The following is an 18,201-nucleotide window of genomic DNA, read 5'->3' as shown; positions in this document are numbered from 1 at the left end:
TGTGGCTACATACCTTCCGTTTGAAGAGAAGCTCAAAGAGATTGAAGATGAGATAGCCGCGGCAAAAGTCCGTGGCGATACGGAAGCCATTGTTATTCTTGAAAAGGATCTTGAAAAAGAGCTCTCTAAAATATACAAAAACCTCTCTGATTATCAAAAACTTCAGCTTGCAAGACACCCTGATCGTCCATATGCACTTGACTATATAAGAATTTTAATGAGAGATGCCATTGAAATTCATGGTGACAGAACATTTAGGGATGACCTTGCTATTATATGTTATTTGGGTTATATAGGCGATCAGAAGTGCTTAGTTATAGGTGAACAGAAAGGGCGTGGAACCAAAAATAAGATTAAACGTAATTTTGGTATGCCACATCCAGAGGGTTACAGAAAAGCATTAAGAGCGGCAAAATTGGCTGAAAAGTTTGGTTTACCTATATTAATGCTTATAGACACTCCTGGTGCATACCCTGGAATTGGAGCTGAAGAGAGAGGTCAAAGTGAAGCGATTGCTAGAAATCTGCTTGAACTTAGCCGTCTTGATACGATTACAGTCTCTGTTGTAATTGGAGAAGGTGGTAGTGGTGGTGCGTTGGCAATTGGAGTTGCAGACAAGCTTGCAATGATGCGTTACTCAGTTTTTAGTGTTATTTCACCTGAAGGTTGTGCTGCTATTTTGTGGAATGATCCGGCAAAAGTTGAACAGGCAACAAAAGCATTAAAAATCACTCCTGATGAGCTTTTGAAAATGGAGTTGATTGATGAGATTATAGATGAACCTTTAACTGGAGCTCATCGTGACAAAGAGGGGGCTGCAAAAGCTGTAAAAGAGTACTTTCTTTCTCAAGTTAAATCTTTGCAAGAATTAGATAAGAGTGAGAGAATGAAGCAAAGATATGACAAAATGATGAGCTTTGGTGCTTTTACAGAAGCTGAAGAGAAGTAAGTTATTTATTAAATAAACACCGGGTTAACCCGGTGTTTATAGTTGTATATTAAAGATTATGCTCTTTTTTATAGTCAAGAATCATTTTATAAGCTTCATCTTTTAAGCGAAGTTTCTCTTTCTTTAATTTTTCAAGTTCAAGATCACTCATGTGCTGGCGACCCTCTTCTACCTCTGTAACAATTTTATCTAGCTCATTGTGACGCTCAAAAATTTTTGCAAAGTGTGCATTCTCTACTTTAAGTTTGCTAATGATGTCGCGGTATTCGTGAAGCATATTATTCTCCTAATGAAATTTTTCAGATTATATTCAAATTTTGCTTATTATGTTCTGTAATCAGCATTGATTTTGACATATTCATAGCCTAAATCACAACCATAGGCTGTAAAAGAACCATTTCCCAACCCAATATCACAATGTATAGAGAAGGCATCTTTTTTCATTACTTTTGCAGCTTTGTTTTCCATCTCTTCATCAAAAAGAATTTCGCCTTTATTATATACGGTAACATCTCCAAAAGTTATGGTAAGTGTTGAAGGATCACAAGTTATGCCACTTGCACCAATAGTAGATGCAACTCTTCCCCAGTTAGGGTCTTCACCATATAGTGCAGTTTTTACAAGTAAAGAGTTAGTTAAAGCTTTTGCAGCAATAGCCGCTTCTTCATCATTTACAGCACCTGTTATTTTGAAAGCTACACATTTTGTTGCACCTTCACCGTCAGATACAATCTTTAGTGCTAGTTCGTGCATAACTCTTTCAAGAGCATGTGAAAAAGCCTCTTTGTCATAAACACCAGACTTTTTATTGGCTAAAAGCATTACAGTGTCATTTGTTGATGTATCTCCATCTACACTAATTGCATTAAATGTAACTTCAGCACTTATTTTTAAAACTTTTTCCATCTCATCATCAGGTATTGCTGCATCTGTAGTAATAAAGCATAACATAGTTGCCATTGCAGGGTTGATCATTCCTGCTCCTTTTGCCATAGCACCTATTTTAAAACTCTCTCCTGATTCTAGTTTGACTTCAAAAGCTATTTGCTTTTCATAACTGTCTGTTGTCATAATAGCAGTTGCAGCAGAGTTGCCATCTTTTTTTTCAAGCTCAAAGCTCTCTAGACCTTTAATAATTTTTTCTTTTGGAAGAGGGACTCCTATGACACCGGTAGAGCTCATAACAGGGTTTTGTATATCTTTAAATCTGTTACAAGCAGACTCTAATATCTGTTCGATATCTTCTATACCTTTCTCTCCTGTCATTGCATTTGCATTTTTAGAATTGATTAGTACAAAATTTGTCTTTTGGACTGAGTGTTTTTTAAAGTGTAAAATAGGCGCTGCTTGGAATTTGTTGGTAGTAAAGATAGCTTTGACGCTACATAGTGTATCTGAATATATAAATGCTAAGTCTTTTTGATTATCTGGTTTTAGCCCTACAGACTTTCCATCGGCAAAAAAGCCATTTGGTGCACATACGCCACCGTCAATAGACATAAGTGTAAACATAATAGACTCCTAGAGTGTTACAGTATTGATTTGAAATTGTAAAATATGAAGGGTTATAAGGAGGTTTAGAGTAAGCCAAAGGTGTGACCTTTGGCATTCACAGGGGATTATGCGCCCTGTTTTTTCATTGTACGAAGCGTAGAAGCCGCAACTTTAATCTTTTTGCGTGTACCATCTTCGAGAGTAATGCGTACAGTACGAAGATTTGGCAAAAAGCGTCTTTTTGTTTTGTTATGAGCATGGCTAACATTATAGCCACTCATTGGTCCTTTACCTGTTACAGAACATTTTCGTGCCATGATTTGACCTTTAAAATTGAGTGATAAAAAGTTGGCTAATTCTATTGAAAAGAAGCATAGAACTAGCTTAAATTAAGAAACTTTTCAAAAAAAAGTCATCTATTTAATTTTTTCTTGAAACAAAATTTGAAATATTTTACGATAAAATATACTATAACTAAATTATTAATTACAAGGCTATGTTATGGTCACGCAGCAGCAGATTGCAGAGTATCTAAAAAAAGTTCCTCCTCTATCTGAAGCACTAAAAAAAAGTTTTGAGGCTCTTGAAAATGGAGATCTTGCTGGAGCTTCCAAAGCCGCAGCTACCGATCCGGCAATTATCTATTATTTAAAGCAAATTGTCAACAGTGCAGCATTTGGTTTTCGAAATGAGGTAACAGATCCTTCGCAAATATTCTCTATTTTAGGTATTGCAAGAGTAAAACAGCTTCTTTATGCTTTTATGGTTCACTCAATGGCTCCAAAAAAGTGGAATTTTTTTAAGTTAAGTAGAGATGATTTTATTCAGTTTCAAGCATCCATGATGAATCGTTGGGAAAAAATAGTTAAAGCAGAAAATGCAGATGAGTTTTTTTTGAGTGCTTCGGCAATAATGAGTGCAGGGTTGGTTGTAGCTGATGGAATTTTTGGAGACCATGCAGATGATATAGCCTTGATTAGACAGGTTGAAGATTTGGACCTCGATACAATTTTAGAGCGTGTAGCAAAAGTGAGATTTGACTCTATTGTAGTTTCAGTTGCAAAAATTTGGGAAGTAGATCCTAATGTAATTGATCTTGTCAAACTCTCTTTTGCAAAAAAAGATTGTAGTTCTGAAGAGATTAAGTGCAGATTGTCAAAATATCTTCATCTACTTCTTTTCTACGAACTTAGCCGACCAGTAATGCTTGAAGCAGGAGCTAACTCTTTTATAGAATTTAAGCCACAGTATGTTTCTGAAGTAGTTAGTCAATTTCAAGATATAGTGGGTGTTGAATGAGACCAGTTGTTAAAAAGCAAAGAATTGCACTTTTTACACCGCAAGGTTTTTTAGATGGAATAAGTGCTATGCAGGTAATTACCATTCAAGACATGCAAACTACAAAGAGTTTGAATGTTTCAATGGTACTTGTATCACTAAAAAAGGTTATCTTTTTTAACAAAAACGGAGTAACCAGCCTTCTTGATATTATGCAAAAGATGCATAAAGAGATGAATGTTACTATTGGGTTTTGTGATTATAATTATGAACAGTATAAAGCTTTTTTTAAGTTTTTTGATCAGCAAGTACCATTTAGTCTTTTTAAAACAGTTGATATTGCGCTTCTTTTTGCTGGAGGTGAAGAGGCTAAAGATAATGAAAATGTATTAGTTTATCATGAAGATTCAACTCAACGCAGTATGCAGGCAATAGAGATATTTGACCGTGGATATAACCCTGTTGTTGTACAAAATGAAGAAGAGTATTATAAGAGATTAGAAGATAAAGACAAATTTAAACATGTTGTACATATGACATATTTGGGCTGGATGAGCAATAAGATAGCAGCCAGAACAAAAGGTAATTGTGTAATTTACTACCTTAAAGGTTTTCTAGATGGATCTATTTCTGAACAGTTTGATATTGTTTATCATCAAAACTGTCTGAAAGTAGGATTTCAACTTTTTATGTTTGATGCTACAAGGGTTAGTTCATTGAACATTCATGCAACAAATTTCTTTTCAAAACTTTCTACTGCTGGCGCAGAGTATGGGGCATTAATTGCTATTGTCGGATTAGATATGGAAAAGACTCCAAAAAGGTTTGTACAAGAGCTTGAAGATGCCGGCATAATGTTTTTTGAAAATGAGACAGAGTTTTTTACAGATAAAACTGTTTTATCAATGACTGGTGGTGGAGGAGGAATAGTAAAGAAAGACAAAAATAAATTGACTAAAGCTCTTGTTTCAAAATTACCTATATTTGTAGATGCAACAATAGGCACATTGCAAATGATGACAAATCTGACTGTAGTAAAAGAGGGTATGAATATTCAGACTTATGAGCCAAAGCTTAAAGATGCTATGGCAAGTTCAATTGCTTTTTATGGTGATATAGATGGAATGATTACTCTTATAATGTCAAATGAATTAGTAAAAAATGCTTGTAAACTTTTAATAGGCGAAGAGAGTGATGATAAAGAAGTTTTAGAGGATGCATTGGGTGAATTGGTCAATATTGTTGCTGGTAAATCTAAAAGCATACTTCAAGAAAAAGGTGTAAATGTAACAATAACACTGCCTCGTAGATATGCATCAACAGAGGAGTTAAAAAATACATTAGGAAATATTCAAGGAGTTCAGGTTAATTTTAGTTTTGATCATTATCCTTTCACATTCTTTTTGAATCCATAAAAATAGCATTGAAAGGCTAAATATGTTAGTTGCTCCAAGTATTCTCTCATGTGATTTTGGAAATTTGGCTAGAGATGTCAAAGCAATTTGTGAAGGTGGATGTGACTTTGTTCACGTTGATGTTATGGATGGACATTTTGTACCAAACCTAACTATAGGACCAGTAGTGGTTGAAGCAGTTGCAAAAGCAGCTACAAAACCTCTTGATATACATTTGATGGTAGAAAATAATACTTTTTTTGTAGATCTTTTTGCTCCTATAAAACCTGGTTTTATCTCTTTTCATATTGAAGAAGAGAAACATCCGCATCGTTTGATTCAAAAGATAAGAGGATTGGGAATAAGACCTGCTATTGTACTAAATCCACATACTCGACCTGAAAGCATAGAGTACCTGCTTGAAGATTTGGATATGGTTCTTTTAATGAGCGTAAACCCAGGTTTTGGAGGTCAGAAATTCATACCAAGTGTACTTGAAAAAGTAAAACGTATGAAAGATTTAATAGAAAAACGAAACCCAAAATGTCTCATAGAGGTTGATGGTGGAGTAAATAATGAGAATGTGCAAGATTTAAAGAGGGCAGGTGTAGATGTTGTTGTTGCAGGAAGTTATGTTTTTAAACATCATAGTATACCAGAAGCAATTAATAGTTTAAAGTGTTAGGGGCTAAGAGTTAGAGGTTAGGTAAATGCATAATATACGAGTCAAGATTTGTGGAATTACTTCTTATGATGATGCAATGGTAGCTGTTGAAGCTGGTGCAGATGCTTTGGGCTTTGTCTTTTATGAGAAGTCTCCACGTTTCATTACATCTGACATTGCTCGTTCAATTGTAGATAGACTTCCTCCTTTTGTAGAGCGAGTTGGTCTTTTTGTTAACTGTTCTGCCAAAGAGGTTGATGAAGTATGTAAAGTTGCTGGCATGAGCACTGCACAGATACATTTTGATGTAGATGAGCACTACTTAAAAAGTCTAAATACTAAAGTATTGCCTGTTATTCGAGCAAAAGAGCCTAAAGATGTATTGAAATTTTCATCTTCTTATCGTTTAGTAGATGCATATTGTGAAAGTTACGGTGGTGTTGGCAAAAGGTTAAATATTGAATGGTTTAGCGGCATTGACTGCTCAAAGATAATACTTGCAGGTGGTTTAACACCTGAAAATGTTGCTGAAGTAGTACGTTACGGTTTTTACGGTGTTGATGTCAGCAGCGGTGTAGAGCTTGAAAAAGGGAAAAAAGATCCTGAAAAAGTAAGATCTTTTATTAAAAGAGCCAAGGAAGCAGTATGCGCCCTCTAATCGACAATATTGTAGCTGCAATGAAAAAGAGTGGCGGCAGGATGGAGATTGACAGGTTTAGAGAGTTGATTTTAAAGACACGTGACTCTCTTTTTGAAGATGTCGATACATTAATGGAGCTTGTTATTGCATCTGGAGTACCGATTGATATTGAAGGGGATGAGGTACTTCTTAAAACCTCTTTTAGGCCATGGCAAGAAGAGGTCTTTTGTGTTGTTGATATTGAAACAAATGGCAGTCAGCCTATGCGATCACAGATAATTGAGATTGGTGCATTAAAATGGAAAAATGGAGAGGTTATTGATCGCTTTGAATCATTTGCCGCCTGCAGCTATTTGCCATATCAGATAAGTGAAATAACAGGTATTAATCCAGAGGATTTGGAAGATGCTCCTCCACTTTCTAAAATGCTTCCTGAATTTAAAGCCTTTTTAGGCGATGCTTTATTTGTAGCTCATAATGTATCGTTTGACTATAACTTTATATCCCACTCTTTTGAGCGTTTTGGACTAGGTGTGCTTGGAAACCGCAAACTCTGTACAATAGAGTTAGCACGACGAACAATAGAGGCTGAGCGTTATGGATTGGGTCATTTGAATATTGTTTTAGATATCAATACTCTTGTACACCATAGAGCTTATGCTGATGCAGTAACAGCTGCCAAAGTATTGGAAATTGGTTTAAAAAATATTCCAGATGAAGTGACAACTACAGAATCATTGATAGACTTTACAAAAATCCCTGTAAAAAAAGCAAAAAAACTGACACAGGATAAGTCAAAATAAACTTTCATATAAATATCAAAAATACTGATTAAAAATTGCTCTAAAAATAAGTATTTTAGGTGAACTTTAAGTGTGAAATAGAGAAAATAGTAATCCTATTTTACATTTATTTATATGAAAGGGGAAGTTGTAATGACACCGATGGAGATTGTTGCATCTATCTATGCTTTAGCTGCGGTCGGCATTGCACCGACTTGGGCTATTTTTCAGCTCAAAAAGCACTAATATCTGTACTTCATTGCCGTCTGGGCTTCACGCTCAGCGGTTTTTCTTTTAAGAGTCTCTCTTTTATCGTGAAGCTTTTTACCTTTTGCCAAAGCAATTTGAAGTTTTGCCTTGTTGCGTTCATTGAAATAGAGCATTAAAGGTACTATTGCAAGACCTTCTTGTTTTACCCTTCCATACCATTTATCTATCTGTTTTCTATGCAAAAGCAGTTTTCTTGGGCGTTTTTCATCTGGTTTATAGTGAGGGTTGGTACTCTCAAGAAAAGATATATGCATACCAAATACCCAGACTTCACCTTTTATGATGCGTACATAGCTGTCTTTGAGATTTACCCGACCCATTCGAATCGATTTGACTTCACTTCCAAGCAGCTCAATACCTGCTTCAAGTTTTTCTAAAATTTCATAATCATGAAAGGCTTTTTTGTTTTTGGTTACTATTTTAATTGACATAGTGGAATTATACTACAAGTTTGAAAAATGTGCTTCCACTGCCACTGAAAAAGTAGTCTGGTTTAATAAAAGTTTTCAACTCAGGATAGGCGCTTATTGCTGCAGGGAAAAGATCATTTAAACTCTCTCTATCGTGCTCTTTTAAAAGTGTTGTAGAGTCAGTTTCAAGCCATTTAGCTCCACTCATTTTATCTGCAATGTGAAAAAACTCTTTTCTAAATGTTTTGTACACTTTTACTGTATCGCAGTGGATTTGAGGAGTAAAGAGTTTTAGTTTTGGCGGTTCCTCTTCAAATGGAGTTACAATCTCTCCAATTCCTTCAACATTTGCACTTTTGTAATTATAAACAAAAAATGGAACATCAGCTCCAATCTTTTCACCTATTTTTGCAAGTTCATTCAAGCTCAAGTTTAGTTCACAAACTTCATTGCATAGGTTTAAAAAGGCAGCTGCATCAGAGCTTCCACCGCCAAGTCCAGCTCCAGCTGGGATCTTTTTGTCCAGTGTAACTTTATAATCTTTAAAAAACTTTTTTACAATATCAAACTTTTCGCAAAGTAGTTCATAAGCAAAAGAGATTGTATTTTTTCCAGGAAGGTTTACATTGCACTCTAAACTGAAGCCATTATATGGATTTGCATTACTATTTTTTTTGGTAAATGTAACAGTGTCATAAAGTTCATCTACTCTCAAAAATCTGGAACGCAGAGTATGGTAATTACCTCTACTGCCGGTGATTTTTAAAAATATATTTACTTTTGCAGGAGCTTTTATCTTCACCAGTCAATTTCCTGTATGTTAAGGTTTCTTTTTTAATTTCTCTTTCAAGCTGTTTAGTATTCCTAGTTCTGCTTTTCCTGAAGCTTTTATATTCTCTTCAGCTACTGCACGAACAAGCTCTTCACGCAGTATCATTACATCTTCAGGGGCATCAATTCCTATGCGAACATTTTTTTTATCGATAGATATAATTGTAATAACAATATCATTGCCAATACGTATGGCATCATCAACTTTTCGTGTTAATACTAGCATAATTGTACCTTATTGAGCAGATAGTAGACTGAATCTTTTATCTCTATAATAGCAAAATATTTATCAAAAACTACGGTATATATTCCAGGCTTGGATATTTCAAACTGATTGGCTGATAATTTTTTACCTAAAATGAGATCATTTGGATTTCCCAAATAACGATTTAATGGTGGTTGTAGATACTCCAGTGGATTAAGAGGTTTTTCATTCTCATAAACAAATGAGCCTTCGTGAATGCGCTCAAGATAACTTAACGTTCCACTGCATCCAAGCTTTTTGGCAATAGCTTCTGCTAGAGATCTAATATATGTTCCTTCGCTTACCGTTGCCTCAAAAGTAACAAAAGGGTGATTGTAATTTATTATTTTAATAGAGTAAATAGTTGATGAAATTTGGGATAGTTCAACAGACTTTCCCTCTCTTGCTAAATCATAAGCTCGTTTTCCATCTACTCGTTTTGCAGAGAATTTTGGCGGATAGTATGTAAAAATACCTTCAAATGAAGATGCTACATCGTAAATGAGATTTTTTTCAAAAGGAGGAATATTCTCTATTTTGTTAATTTTTTCAATGTCTAGTGTTGGGCTGGATACTCCAAGCCAAAGAGTAGCTCTATATGTTTTTGGACTCTTCTTTAAAAATCTGAAAAGTTTGGTATATTGACCAAAAGCAATTATCAGCACACCGCAGGCAAATGGGTCTAGAGTTCCTGAAAATCCTGCTTTTTTAACACCATATTTTCGTTTGATTTGTGATAAAAATTTATTTGAACCTATAAACATAGGTTTGCGGGCAACAAATAGACGGTTACTACTCATTGCTTAAATCTTTTCTACAAAAGATGACAGTATCTCTCTGTGATTCCCGCCAAAATTGATCTTTAATTTGAAATTACGTCCAGAGCGGGTTACCTCAAGAACACGACCCATTCCAAACAGTTTGTGCTTGACTAAGTCACCTTTTTTATAGTTGGTAGATTTTTCTAAAACCAAAGAGCCTTTAAGAAGTCCTGCCTCAGTAAGAAAGCGGCTTTTTTCAAGATGTTTTCTTCTTCCTTTGTGAAATCGGCTTTGAACAGTTGAGAGTGTCAAAGTCTCTTTAGCTCGTGTCATAGCTACATATCCGAGTCTTCTCTCCTCTTCAATGTCGCATCCGTCTCCAAGAAGTGGAAAAAACTCCTCTTCCATTCCTATGACAAAGAGGTGAGCAAACTCCAATCCTTTTGATGCGTGTACACTCATAATAGAAATTTGCTCTCCATTAATTTGATCTTGATCACTTTGTAGAGATATCTCATTTAAAAATTCATCTAGGCTTATTTGAGGATTTTTTTTGATTGTATCACGGAATAGTCCATAAAATTCATCTAAGTTTAAAACACGCTCCATACCGTCAGGCATAGAGCTGTAGTACTCTTTCAATCCTATTATATTGTCTAAAATTTCTATAAAATCCATTGTTGAACGGTTTAGAGTCTCTTGCAGAGTTTCAAGATCATTGATTAACTGTATAACAGAAGCATAAGCTTTTTTACTAAGCAGTTTTGATAGCTCGTCTTTTGGTGTTTCGCTTAAAAACTGGAAGATTGACAAACGTTTTTCATATGCAGCTTTTTCAATTTTTTCTATTGTGGCTTTGCCAATTCCGCGTTTTGGTCTGTTTATGACTCTTTTAAAACTAAAATCGTCGTGGCTGTTTGCTATGATTCGCAAATAACTTATTGCATCTTTTATTTCAGCACGTTCATAAAATCTTACACCGCCTACCATCTGATATGCTATTCCTGCACGGTTTAACCCTTCTTCAAGTGACCTTGAGAGCGCATTGATTCTATAAAGAACAGCTATCTCACCAGCTGACACACCGCTATCTATTAACTCTTTGATAGCCCGTGCGATTTTATCTGACTCTTCATTTTCATCACTGCTTTGAAAGAGAGTTATAGGTTTTCCGCTGCCTCTTGTACTTACCAACCTTTTTCCAAGGCGGTTGCGATTGTGATCTATAAGCAGATTTGCAGCTTCAAGTATCTCCTTGGTAGAGCGATAGTTGCTTTCTAGTTTTATAACTTTTGTATTATCAAACATATTGGAAAATTCGAGAATATTTTTTATATTTGCACCACGCCATCCATAAATACTCTGATCATCATCTCCAACTACACATAGGTTTGTATGAGTATCACATAACTTTTTAAGAAGTTGCAGTTGTAGTTCATTTGTATCTTGATACTCATCTACCATTATGTATTGATAGCGGTTACTGATATCTTTTCTAAGATTAGAATCTTGTTCAAGCAAGTCATATGTCAGCATAAGAAGATCATCAAAATCTACAAGATTGTTTTCCAATAAATAGTCTTGATAAGTTCTATAAATAGAAGCAATCATTTTGTAATTTGGCTGTGTTGCCTGAGCAATGGCTTCATCTGGTTTAACCAAAGAGTTTTTATATCTAGATATTTCACTGGCAACTAAAGATGTAGGCAATTCTTTATTTATATTTTTAATAATTCGCTTTTTATCATCTGTGTCTATGACAACAAAGTCATTTTTGCGTCCAAGTTTTTCTATATTGAATTTTAAAAAGAGCAGACCAAATTTATGGAATGTGCATAAAAGTGGAGGGTAGATTGGATTATCTATCATAGAAAGAGCACGCTCTCTCATCTCTGATGCTGCTTTATTTGTAAAAGTAAGCGTTAATGTATTTGCCGGATCAATGCCTATAGATAGTAAATATGCAAGTCTTGTTGTAATTGTTTTTGTCTTTCCACTGCCTGCACCTGCTAAAATAAGCATAGGTCCATCTATATGTGATGCAGCTTCACGCTGCTCGGGGTTTAACTGTTCTAATATTTTTTCCATAATTTGTTTCTGCTACTTATTAATATGATGAATTCTATTTAGTATAGCAAAAAATAAATTTGACTTTTGTCAAAGATAAGAATTTCAAGTTTTTATATTTCAAGTGAAAAGTTAGTGAAATAACAAAAAATTATTGATTTTGCAATATTTATCTGGTAGAATAACAAATAAAAATCTTAAGGAATAGTTATGCTGAAGGACTTTGCTAAACTTGAAACTTTTTTGACAGTCATTCGTGAACGCAGTTTTTCAAAAGCTTCTGCCAAGCTAGGTATCTCTCAACCTGCAGTTACCCAGCAGATTAAGTTTATCGAAAAATATCTCGATTGCAAAATAATTGAGCGCAAAAAAAATGGTGTCATATTAACAAAAGAGGGAGAAGATCTTTATCGTATAGCTGTACGTTTAGAAAAATGTATAGGAAATGCAGAAAGAGATCTGATAAAAATAATAAATAAAGAGATTACTTTTAGAATAGGTGCATCTTTTACTATAGGTAACTTCATAATTCCTGGAAAATGTTTAAATAACATAAAAAATGCTATACGAAACGATGTTCAGGTAAAAGTTGAGGTTTCTGAACAGGTTATTGATGATATTCTTAACAAACAAATTGATCTAGGTCTTATTGAGTCTCCAATATTTAAAGATGATATTATTTATAGAGAGTGGCTTGAAGATGAGTTGGTAGTTTTCAGTAACCAGCCACTTCCTAAAACACTAAAGCCGGAAGATTTGAATAATTTCAGATGGATTTGCCGTGATGAAGCGTCACATACAAGACGCATGGTAAAAGATGTATTTGAAGAGATAGGTGTTGAGTGTAAAAACCTTGATGTTCTATATGAAGTTGACAGCTCTGCTACACTTAAAGCTACTATTTTGAAAGCTGATAAAGAGGATGGAAAACCGCCTGTTGTATCGTTTATTTCACATGTTGCAATAGCTGATGAGATTGAAAATGGACAACTTTTTGAATCAAGAATTAGAGGTCACCGCATTAAAAGAAAACTATATATTGCATACTCTAAAGAGGGTAAACATGACGCATTTATTGAAAATGTAGTCAATTATCTTCAGCAGCATAAGTGTTAGGCATCAGGAGTTAGGAGTTGGGAAATTTCTTAACTCTTAACTCCAAACCCTACTTTTTAAGAAATTTTCTATTTTCTGGATTGTTTAAAAAGTTTTCAAGAGAGCTTTTTACACCTGAGTCTTCTTTTTCAGTTTTAAAATCTGTCATAGGTTGTGCCATATTTATTAAAATTGGTGTCTCTTCTACAAGTAGCTGTAAAATAGCTAAAACAGGCATACTTACTACACTTCCAAAGTTTTCCGGTCCAAAACCAGCTTCAAAAAATATAATATTATCTTCTATCTCAAAACTTTCAAAAGTGTATCCTGCAATCATAAAAAGTGTTACTTCTTGTAGTAGTTCAGCTAACTCTTCTGGTAGTGGAGGGTCAAAGGTTACATATTTCAAGTTACAAAGCAATCCAAATGGCTGATCACTTTCAAGAAGGTAAAAAAGGATATCTTTAATATGTGCATCCATTATCTCTTGAAATTCACGCTCTTTTATCATATCGATTAGCACTTTGGTACCTCTTTTTTTATGAAATTGTACCATTTTTAATAGGTTTAAATCCAATCATTGCATTCATCAGAGCAAATAATTCAAATTTTTCAATTTCATCTATAAATATATCTCTTTGAATGAGAAAACCATTTCTTAGCAAACGTTCTCTTGTAGTACCTTTTAAAAGAGGTGATTTTGGAGTAATCCATTTATATCCATCCCAAAAAGCAATGTTTGCAATGCTTGTATCTGTTATTAGACCATTTTTGACTATCAAGATATCATCAGCATTGCCTTTTTGGGCAAACAGTTCATTTAACTCTTCTCTATTGCTATATTTAAATGAGTAGTCGATATTTGATTCAATAAGTTTTAGATTTTTAACTACTCTTGGGTTGTATGTTGAGTAACTTACATCTACCAACCCATTTGCATAAATAACTCTACATTTAAGTTGTCTATTGCTTGATGGAGGTTTTATAATTTTATCTAAACTAATATGAGTAAAGCTACTAAAAAGAGCTTTTTGACTTCTATTTAAGCGTTCCTGATGATAACCCAAATGTAAAGCTTTGCCATCTAATATAGATATAGTCTCAACTAGCATAATGACTCCATTATATTGAGTTAGGAGTTCAGAGTTCGGAAATACCTTAAGTCCTAATTCTTAACCCTTAACTCCTAAAATAGTTCAGTACTTAAATATCTCTCCCCTGTATCACAAAGTATAGTAACAACTATTTTCCCCCTGTTTTCAGGACGTTTTGCAACCTGCATAGCGGCATATACATTGGCACCTGCAGAGATACCTACTAAGATTCCTTCCTCTTTTGCAATGCGACGACTTGTCTCATAAGCATCTTCATTACTTACTTCTATAACTTCATCATAAATTTTTGTATTTAAAATCTTTGGAATAAAACCTGCACCTATTCCTTGAATTTTATGAGGACCTGGTTTACCACCTATAAGTACTGGAGACTCTTTTGGTTCAACTGCAACAATTTTAATATCTGGCAAAGACTCTTTTAAAACTTCACCGGTACCTGTTATAGTTCCTCCTGTTCCTACTGCTGCTACAAAAATATCAACATTTTCCTCTGTGTCTCTTAAAATCTCTTTTGCTGTAGTTTTTCGGTGAATATCTGGATTATCCGGGTTTTCAAACTGCTGTAGAATAATAGAGTTTTCTATTGTCTTATGAAGCTCTTCAGCTCTTTTAATGGCACCTTTCATCCCATCTTTTGCCGGAGTCAACTCCAGCTTTGCTCCAAGAGCAGAAAGAAGTTTTCTACGCTCCAGGCTCATAGATTCAGGCATTGTAAGTATGAGTTTTATTCCTTTTGCTGCACAGATGCTTGCAAGAGCAATTCCTGTATTGCCGCTGGTAGGCTCAATAACTGTACTGTTTTCATTAATAAGACCTCGTTTTAGAGCCTCTTCAATCATATTTTTCCCAATTCTGTCTTTTACAGATCCACCAGGGTTCATAAATTCACATTTGCCTAAAATAGTGCAACCTGTCTCTTTACTTGCAAAGTTTAGTTTTACAAGAGGTGTTTTTCCAATTAATTCAGATATATCATTTGCAATATTCATTTAGTTACTCCTTTTTTTGGAGTTCGGAGTTCAGAGTTCAGAGCTTGGAAATTCCCTAACTCCTAATTCCTAACTCTTATCTAACTGATGTTAGCATAAGAAAAGTAAATGGAAGGTTATGAAAAAACTATATAAATCATCAATGAGGCACTATAATTCCAGTAATTGGTCCATTTGTAGAGTGAAAAATGGTTGTGCTGTGACGGTTGCTTTGCATTTGAAGAAGCAGATGCTGAAGAGTTGGCTCTATTGAAGGGGTAAACCACTTGTTGTTACTGATTGCAACCATATATTTTGGATCTCCTTCAAAAAGTTTATCACTGGTAGCTTCATAGCAAATTGCATTTCTAAAGAGCTTACCGATCATTTTAAAATCACTAACATCTCTTGCTGTAGCATAGTCGCTTGCACCATCAAAAAAGAGATCGTTTATCCATTTAGCCATCCATTTTGGAAGTGGAACCTCTTCCCCAAACGGAACCAAAATTACTTTATGCATAACTCGTACTTTTCCATCTTTAAAAAGGTATGTTGAGTTATAAGACTTTCCATTTTCTGCATAAAGAGCACCTGTTATAATAGTGATGTTATTGCTTAAATCAAGTAATTTTTTCATTAGCTCTATTTCATAGTTTAAAAAAAGCGGGAAAGCACTTTCTGGTAATATTACAGCCTTTTTTTTGTTATTGAGAGCATTTTGAATTGCTTGCATATTTAACTCTACAATTGGATGAAGATATCTTGGATCCCACTTTTTATCTTGATCTATGTTTGTGTTAACCAGTTGAATATTTAATGTTGAATTTTGAGTGTTAAATGTTGAATATTGGATCGATAGAAGGATCAATAACAGGGCTAGGTATCTTGTTTTTTGTTTTATCATTATAAATATGGTTAAGGATGATATTATGATCCATAGTTGCCATATATGATCGCCTAAAGCTGAATTTGTAAACATTAAAGCAGGGCGGAACCAGTCAAATCCTAGTGGATGCAGGTACTCTATTAAACCTATTGCAACTGCTCGAAGTAAGATATGAGGAAATGCTGCTATTAATCTAAATAAAATACCGAATATAATTCCTATTCCTACAATAACAAACGGAATCATCCAATTTAAATCATAGTAACGAAAGCTAAGAGCTATCCAGTAAAACCAAAAAATTGCTGTAAAAAAGCCGCTCCAAAACATTTCTTTTGGAGAAAGTTTAAGCCAAAACCAGAGTGCTACAATGCCTAATAGTGCCTGAAGTAAAGGCAAATGAATATTAAAGTGGTGCATATATATAAAGGCAGAGGAAAAAAGTGAAGAAAAAAAGCCTAAACTTATTGTAGGAGTGCTAAAATAGCGTATCAAATTTTTCATATTAAAGGATAACATATGCAAGGTGCTGAACAGGGTAATATTTTAGCTTCATTGTTTCCGCTTCTCGTTTTGTTTGCAATCTTCTACTTTTTGGTGATTCGCCCTCAACAAAAGCAGGCGAAACAGCACAAAGAGATGGTTGCTTCTTTAAAAAAAGGTGACAAGATAGTTACCACAGGCGGTTTGATTGCCGAAGTGGTTAAACCTGAAGAGGATTTTATCAAAGTCAAGCTTAATGACGAAACTATTGTTAAAATTGTTCCAGATTATGTAGCAAGAAAGATTGAGGATGAAGCTTAATTATCGTGTAATTATCTTTATAGCTGCAGCAATTTTTGGGTTGGCGCTCTCTGCGCCAACTCTAGTTGGCTTAAATGGTCCAAAAATTACACTGGGTCTTGATCTTCAGGGTGGATTGCATATGCTTCTTGGGGTTGATACTGATGAAGCAATCAAATCCAAAATAAAATCTTTGGCATCATCTATAAAGTATGCCGCTGAAGATGAAGATCTAATTATTGATGAATTCAAAGTTAAAGAAGGTAAAGTTCTTTTTGAACTTCTTGACAAAGATGATATGCCTAAAATGGATGAAATATTAAAAAAGATAGAGGGTATAGCAGTTCAAAAAGATGGTCTTAAATATAGTATTTCATTAACGCCTAAAGAGGTTGAATCTGTCAAAAAGTATGCAATTACCCAAGCAGTAGATACAATTCGTAACCGGTTGGATCAGTTTGGTTTGGCAGAGCCTACAGTTGCCAAGCAAGGTGAAGACAAAATATTGGTTGAAGTACCGGGTATTAAAACACCTGAGCAAGAGCAGCGTATACGTGAGCTAATTGCCAAAGCTGCACATTTGCAACTGATGGCAATAGATGAAGACCGTGCTGCAAATGTTGATAGTATGACTCCATCAGAGGCTTCTCAATATGGTGATGTCATTTTAAAAGGCGCTCAAAACCCTAATCGCAAATATCTTGTAAAAGAGATTCCTATTTTAGATGGTTCTATGCTGACTGATGCAAGGGTTGCTTTTGATCAAAACAACCAGCCTGTTATCAACTTTACACTCAATTCCCAAGGTGCACAGATTTTTGGCGATTTTACCGGGAAAAATGTTGGAAAACGTTTAGCTGTTGTACTTGATAACAGAGTTTATAGCGCTCCTGTTATTCGTGAACGCATCGGCGGCGGCAGTGGACAGATAAGTGGTGGTTTTACAGTAAAAGAGGCACACGATGTGGCTATTGCTTTAAGAAGTGGTGCTTTGCTTGCTCCTGTGTTTATGGAAGAAAAAAGAAGCGTTGGTCCAAGTCTTGGAGCTGATAGTATTAAAGCATCTATGATAGCACTTATAGCAGGTTTTGTTGCTGTTGTTATCTTTATGGTTCTTTACTACGGTATAGCGGGAGCTGTTGCAGATGTGGCATTGATAGTAAACCTCTTTTTGATTTTGGCAATTATGTCACTCTTTGGAGCAACTTTGACACTGCCTGGTATGGCAGGTATAGTCTTAACTGTCGGTATGGCAGTTGATGCCAACGTTATTATCAATGAGCGTATACGTGAGCTGCTTTATGAAGGCAAAAGTGTTGCAAAAGCGATAGAACAGGGGTATGCAAATGCATTTAGTGCTATTTTGGATGCCAATATTACAACTTTGATTGCTGCTGTTGTACTCTATGCTTACGGAACTGGTCCTATTAAAGGATTTGCTATTACTATGAGCATTGGTATTTTGGCATCTATGCTTACTGCTATTCTTGGAACACATGGCATTTGGCAAATGATTGAAAATAGAATTGATAAGAATAAACTGAACCTTTGGTTTGGGATTAAAGGGGTGTAA

21 protein-coding genes are annotated in these 18,201 nt (G+C 34.9%); 9 read left to right on the top strand and 12 right to left on the bottom strand.

Annotated features, from left to right (window positions below):
* Position 1: 1 nt before the first annotated feature.
* Entirely contained in the window at positions 2-949 is a 948-nt protein-coding gene (accA, locus tag BM227_RS04215; RefSeq protein ID WP_092911503.1) for an acetyl-CoA carboxylase carboxyl transferase subunit alpha, read from the top strand.
* 49 nt (positions 950-998) lie between these two features.
* Here the strand turns inward: accA and BM227_RS04210 are convergent, their stop codons facing one another.
* The 3 genes from BM227_RS04210 to rpmB form a co-directional block, all read right to left on the bottom strand.
* A complete protein-coding gene (locus BM227_RS04210; RefSeq protein ID WP_092911501.1) occupies positions 999-1,226 on the bottom strand; it encodes an HP1242/YdcH family protein in 228 nt (75 codons plus the stop codon).
* Between the two features lie 47 nt (positions 1,227-1,273).
* Complete coding sequence (gene argJ / locus BM227_RS04205) at positions 1,274-2,461, bottom strand: bifunctional glutamate N-acetyltransferase/amino-acid acetyltransferase ArgJ (RefSeq protein WP_092911499.1); 1,188 nt, start codon at positions 2,459-2,461, stop codon at positions 1,274-1,276.
* 107 nt (positions 2,462-2,568) lie between these two features.
* Positions 2,569-2,760, bottom strand: a complete 192-nt coding sequence (gene rpmB, locus BM227_RS04200; RefSeq protein ID WP_092911498.1) for a 50S ribosomal protein L28 — start codon at positions 2,758-2,760, stop codon at positions 2,569-2,571.
* A gap of 184 nt (positions 2,761-2,944) precedes the next feature.
* Here rpmB and BM227_RS04195 point away from each other — a divergent pair, with 184 nt between their 5' ends.
* The 5 genes from BM227_RS04195 to BM227_RS04175 are packed head-to-tail and all read left to right on the top strand — an operon-like array spanning position 2,945 to position 7,222.
* On the top strand, positions 2,945-3,742 hold the full coding sequence (locus BM227_RS04195; RefSeq protein ID WP_092911496.1) for an HDOD domain-containing protein: 798 nt from the start codon (positions 2,945-2,947) through the stop codon (positions 3,740-3,742).
* On the top strand, positions 3,739-5,136 hold the full coding sequence (locus tag BM227_RS04190; RefSeq protein WP_092911494.1) for a chemotaxis protein CheX: 1,398 nt from the start codon (positions 3,739-3,741) through the stop codon (positions 5,134-5,136). The genes BM227_RS04195 and BM227_RS04190 overlap by 4 nt, the downstream gene beginning before the upstream one ends.
* 22 nt (positions 5,137-5,158) lie before the next feature.
* Complete coding sequence (gene rpe, locus BM227_RS04185; protein WP_092911492.1) at positions 5,159-5,800, top strand: ribulose-phosphate 3-epimerase; 642 nt, start codon at positions 5,159-5,161, stop codon at positions 5,798-5,800.
* A 34-nt stretch (positions 5,801-5,834) separates the two neighbouring features.
* Positions 5,835-6,437 (top strand): phosphoribosylanthranilate isomerase, encoded by a 603-nt coding sequence (locus BM227_RS04180; RefSeq protein ID WP_092911579.1) that lies wholly within the window; start codon positions 5,835-5,837, stop codon positions 6,435-6,437.
* On the top strand, positions 6,425-7,222 hold the full coding sequence (locus tag BM227_RS04175; RefSeq protein WP_092911489.1) for a 3'-5' exonuclease: 798 nt from the start codon (positions 6,425-6,427) through the stop codon (positions 7,220-7,222). The genes BM227_RS04180 and BM227_RS04175 overlap by 13 nt, the downstream gene beginning before the upstream one ends.
* A 221-nt stretch (positions 7,223-7,443) precedes the next feature.
* Here the strand turns inward: BM227_RS04175 and smpB are convergent, their stop codons facing one another.
* Genes smpB through BM227_RS04150 form a run of 5 tightly spaced genes read right to left on the bottom strand, consistent with a single transcriptional unit; the run spans position 7,444 to position 11,805 of the window.
* Positions 7,444-7,902 carry an SsrA-binding protein SmpB gene (gene smpB, locus BM227_RS04170; RefSeq protein ID WP_177201987.1) on the bottom strand — a complete coding sequence of 153 codons (459 nt, stop codon included), beginning with the start codon at positions 7,900-7,902 and terminating at the stop codon, positions 7,444-7,446.
* A 7-nt stretch (positions 7,903-7,909) separates the two neighbouring features.
* A complete protein-coding gene (locus BM227_RS04165) occupies positions 7,910-8,683 on the bottom strand; it encodes a 4-(cytidine 5'-diphospho)-2-C-methyl-D-erythritol kinase (RefSeq protein WP_245757022.1) in 774 nt (257 codons plus the stop codon).
* An 18-nt stretch (positions 8,684-8,701) separates the two neighbouring features.
* Positions 8,702-8,938 (bottom strand): carbon storage regulator CsrA, encoded by a 237-nt coding sequence (gene csrA / locus BM227_RS04160; protein WP_092911485.1) that lies wholly within the window; start codon positions 8,936-8,938, stop codon positions 8,702-8,704.
* Positions 8,932-9,756 carry a tRNA pseudouridine(55) synthase TruB gene (gene truB / locus BM227_RS04155; protein ID WP_092911483.1) on the bottom strand — a complete coding sequence of 275 codons (825 nt, stop codon included), beginning with the start codon at positions 9,754-9,756 and terminating at the stop codon, positions 8,932-8,934. The genes csrA and truB overlap by 7 nt, the downstream gene beginning before the upstream one ends.
* 3 nt (positions 9,757-9,759) lie before the next feature.
* A complete protein-coding gene (locus BM227_RS04150) occupies positions 9,760-11,805 on the bottom strand; it encodes an ATP-dependent helicase (protein ID WP_092911481.1) in 2,046 nt (681 codons plus the stop codon).
* 189 nt (positions 11,806-11,994) lie between these two features.
* Here BM227_RS04150 and BM227_RS04145 point away from each other — a divergent pair, with 189 nt between their 5' ends.
* Positions 11,995-12,900 carry a LysR family transcriptional regulator gene (locus tag BM227_RS04145; RefSeq protein WP_092911480.1) on the top strand — a complete coding sequence of 302 codons (906 nt, stop codon included), beginning with the start codon at positions 11,995-11,997 and terminating at the stop codon, positions 12,898-12,900.
* Between the two features lie 49 nt (positions 12,901-12,949).
* On the opposite strand, the gene BM227_RS04140 is transcribed toward BM227_RS04145, so the two are convergent.
* The 4 genes from BM227_RS04140 to BM227_RS04125 all read right to left on the bottom strand — a co-directional run bounded on the left by BM227_RS04140 (position 12,950) and on the right by BM227_RS04125 (position 16,349).
* Positions 12,950-13,402 carry a hypothetical protein gene (locus BM227_RS04140; RefSeq protein ID WP_092911575.1) on the bottom strand — a complete coding sequence of 151 codons (453 nt, stop codon included), beginning with the start codon at positions 13,400-13,402 and terminating at the stop codon, positions 12,950-12,952.
* 16 nt (positions 13,403-13,418) lie between these two features.
* A complete protein-coding gene (locus BM227_RS04135; protein ID WP_092911478.1) occupies positions 13,419-13,991 on the bottom strand; it encodes an aminotransferase class IV family protein in 573 nt (190 codons plus the stop codon).
* Between the two features lie 74 nt (positions 13,992-14,065).
* Positions 14,066-14,983 carry a cysteine synthase A gene (cysK, locus tag BM227_RS04130; protein WP_092911476.1) on the bottom strand — a complete coding sequence of 306 codons (918 nt, stop codon included), beginning with the start codon at positions 14,981-14,983 and terminating at the stop codon, positions 14,066-14,068.
* 139 nt (positions 14,984-15,122) lie between these two features.
* A complete protein-coding gene (locus tag BM227_RS04125; protein ID WP_177201986.1) occupies positions 15,123-16,349 on the bottom strand; it encodes an apolipoprotein N-acyltransferase in 1,227 nt (408 codons plus the stop codon).
* Between the two features lie 15 nt (positions 16,350-16,364).
* On the opposite strand from BM227_RS04125, the gene yajC reads away from it, so the two are divergent.
* Together yajC and secD are read left to right on the top strand one after the other, a co-directional pair.
* Positions 16,365-16,649, top strand: a complete 285-nt coding sequence (yajC, locus tag BM227_RS04120) for a preprotein translocase subunit YajC (protein WP_092911473.1) — start codon at positions 16,365-16,367, stop codon at positions 16,647-16,649.
* Positions 16,639-18,201 (top strand): protein translocase subunit SecD, encoded by a 1,563-nt coding sequence (gene secD, locus BM227_RS04115; RefSeq protein ID WP_092911471.1) that lies wholly within the window; start codon positions 16,639-16,641, stop codon positions 18,199-18,201. Before yajC ends, secD begins: the two co-directional genes overlap by 11 nt.

Origin of the sequence: Hydrogenimonas thermophila (genome assembly GCF_900115615.1) — a bacterium.
GTDB classification, from domain to species: Bacteria; Campylobacterota; Campylobacteria; order Campylobacterales; family Hydrogenimonadaceae; genus Hydrogenimonas; species Hydrogenimonas thermophila.
The sequence above is the reverse complement of the archived record's forward strand: the minus strand, read 5'-3'. Positions and strand labels throughout refer to the sequence as shown.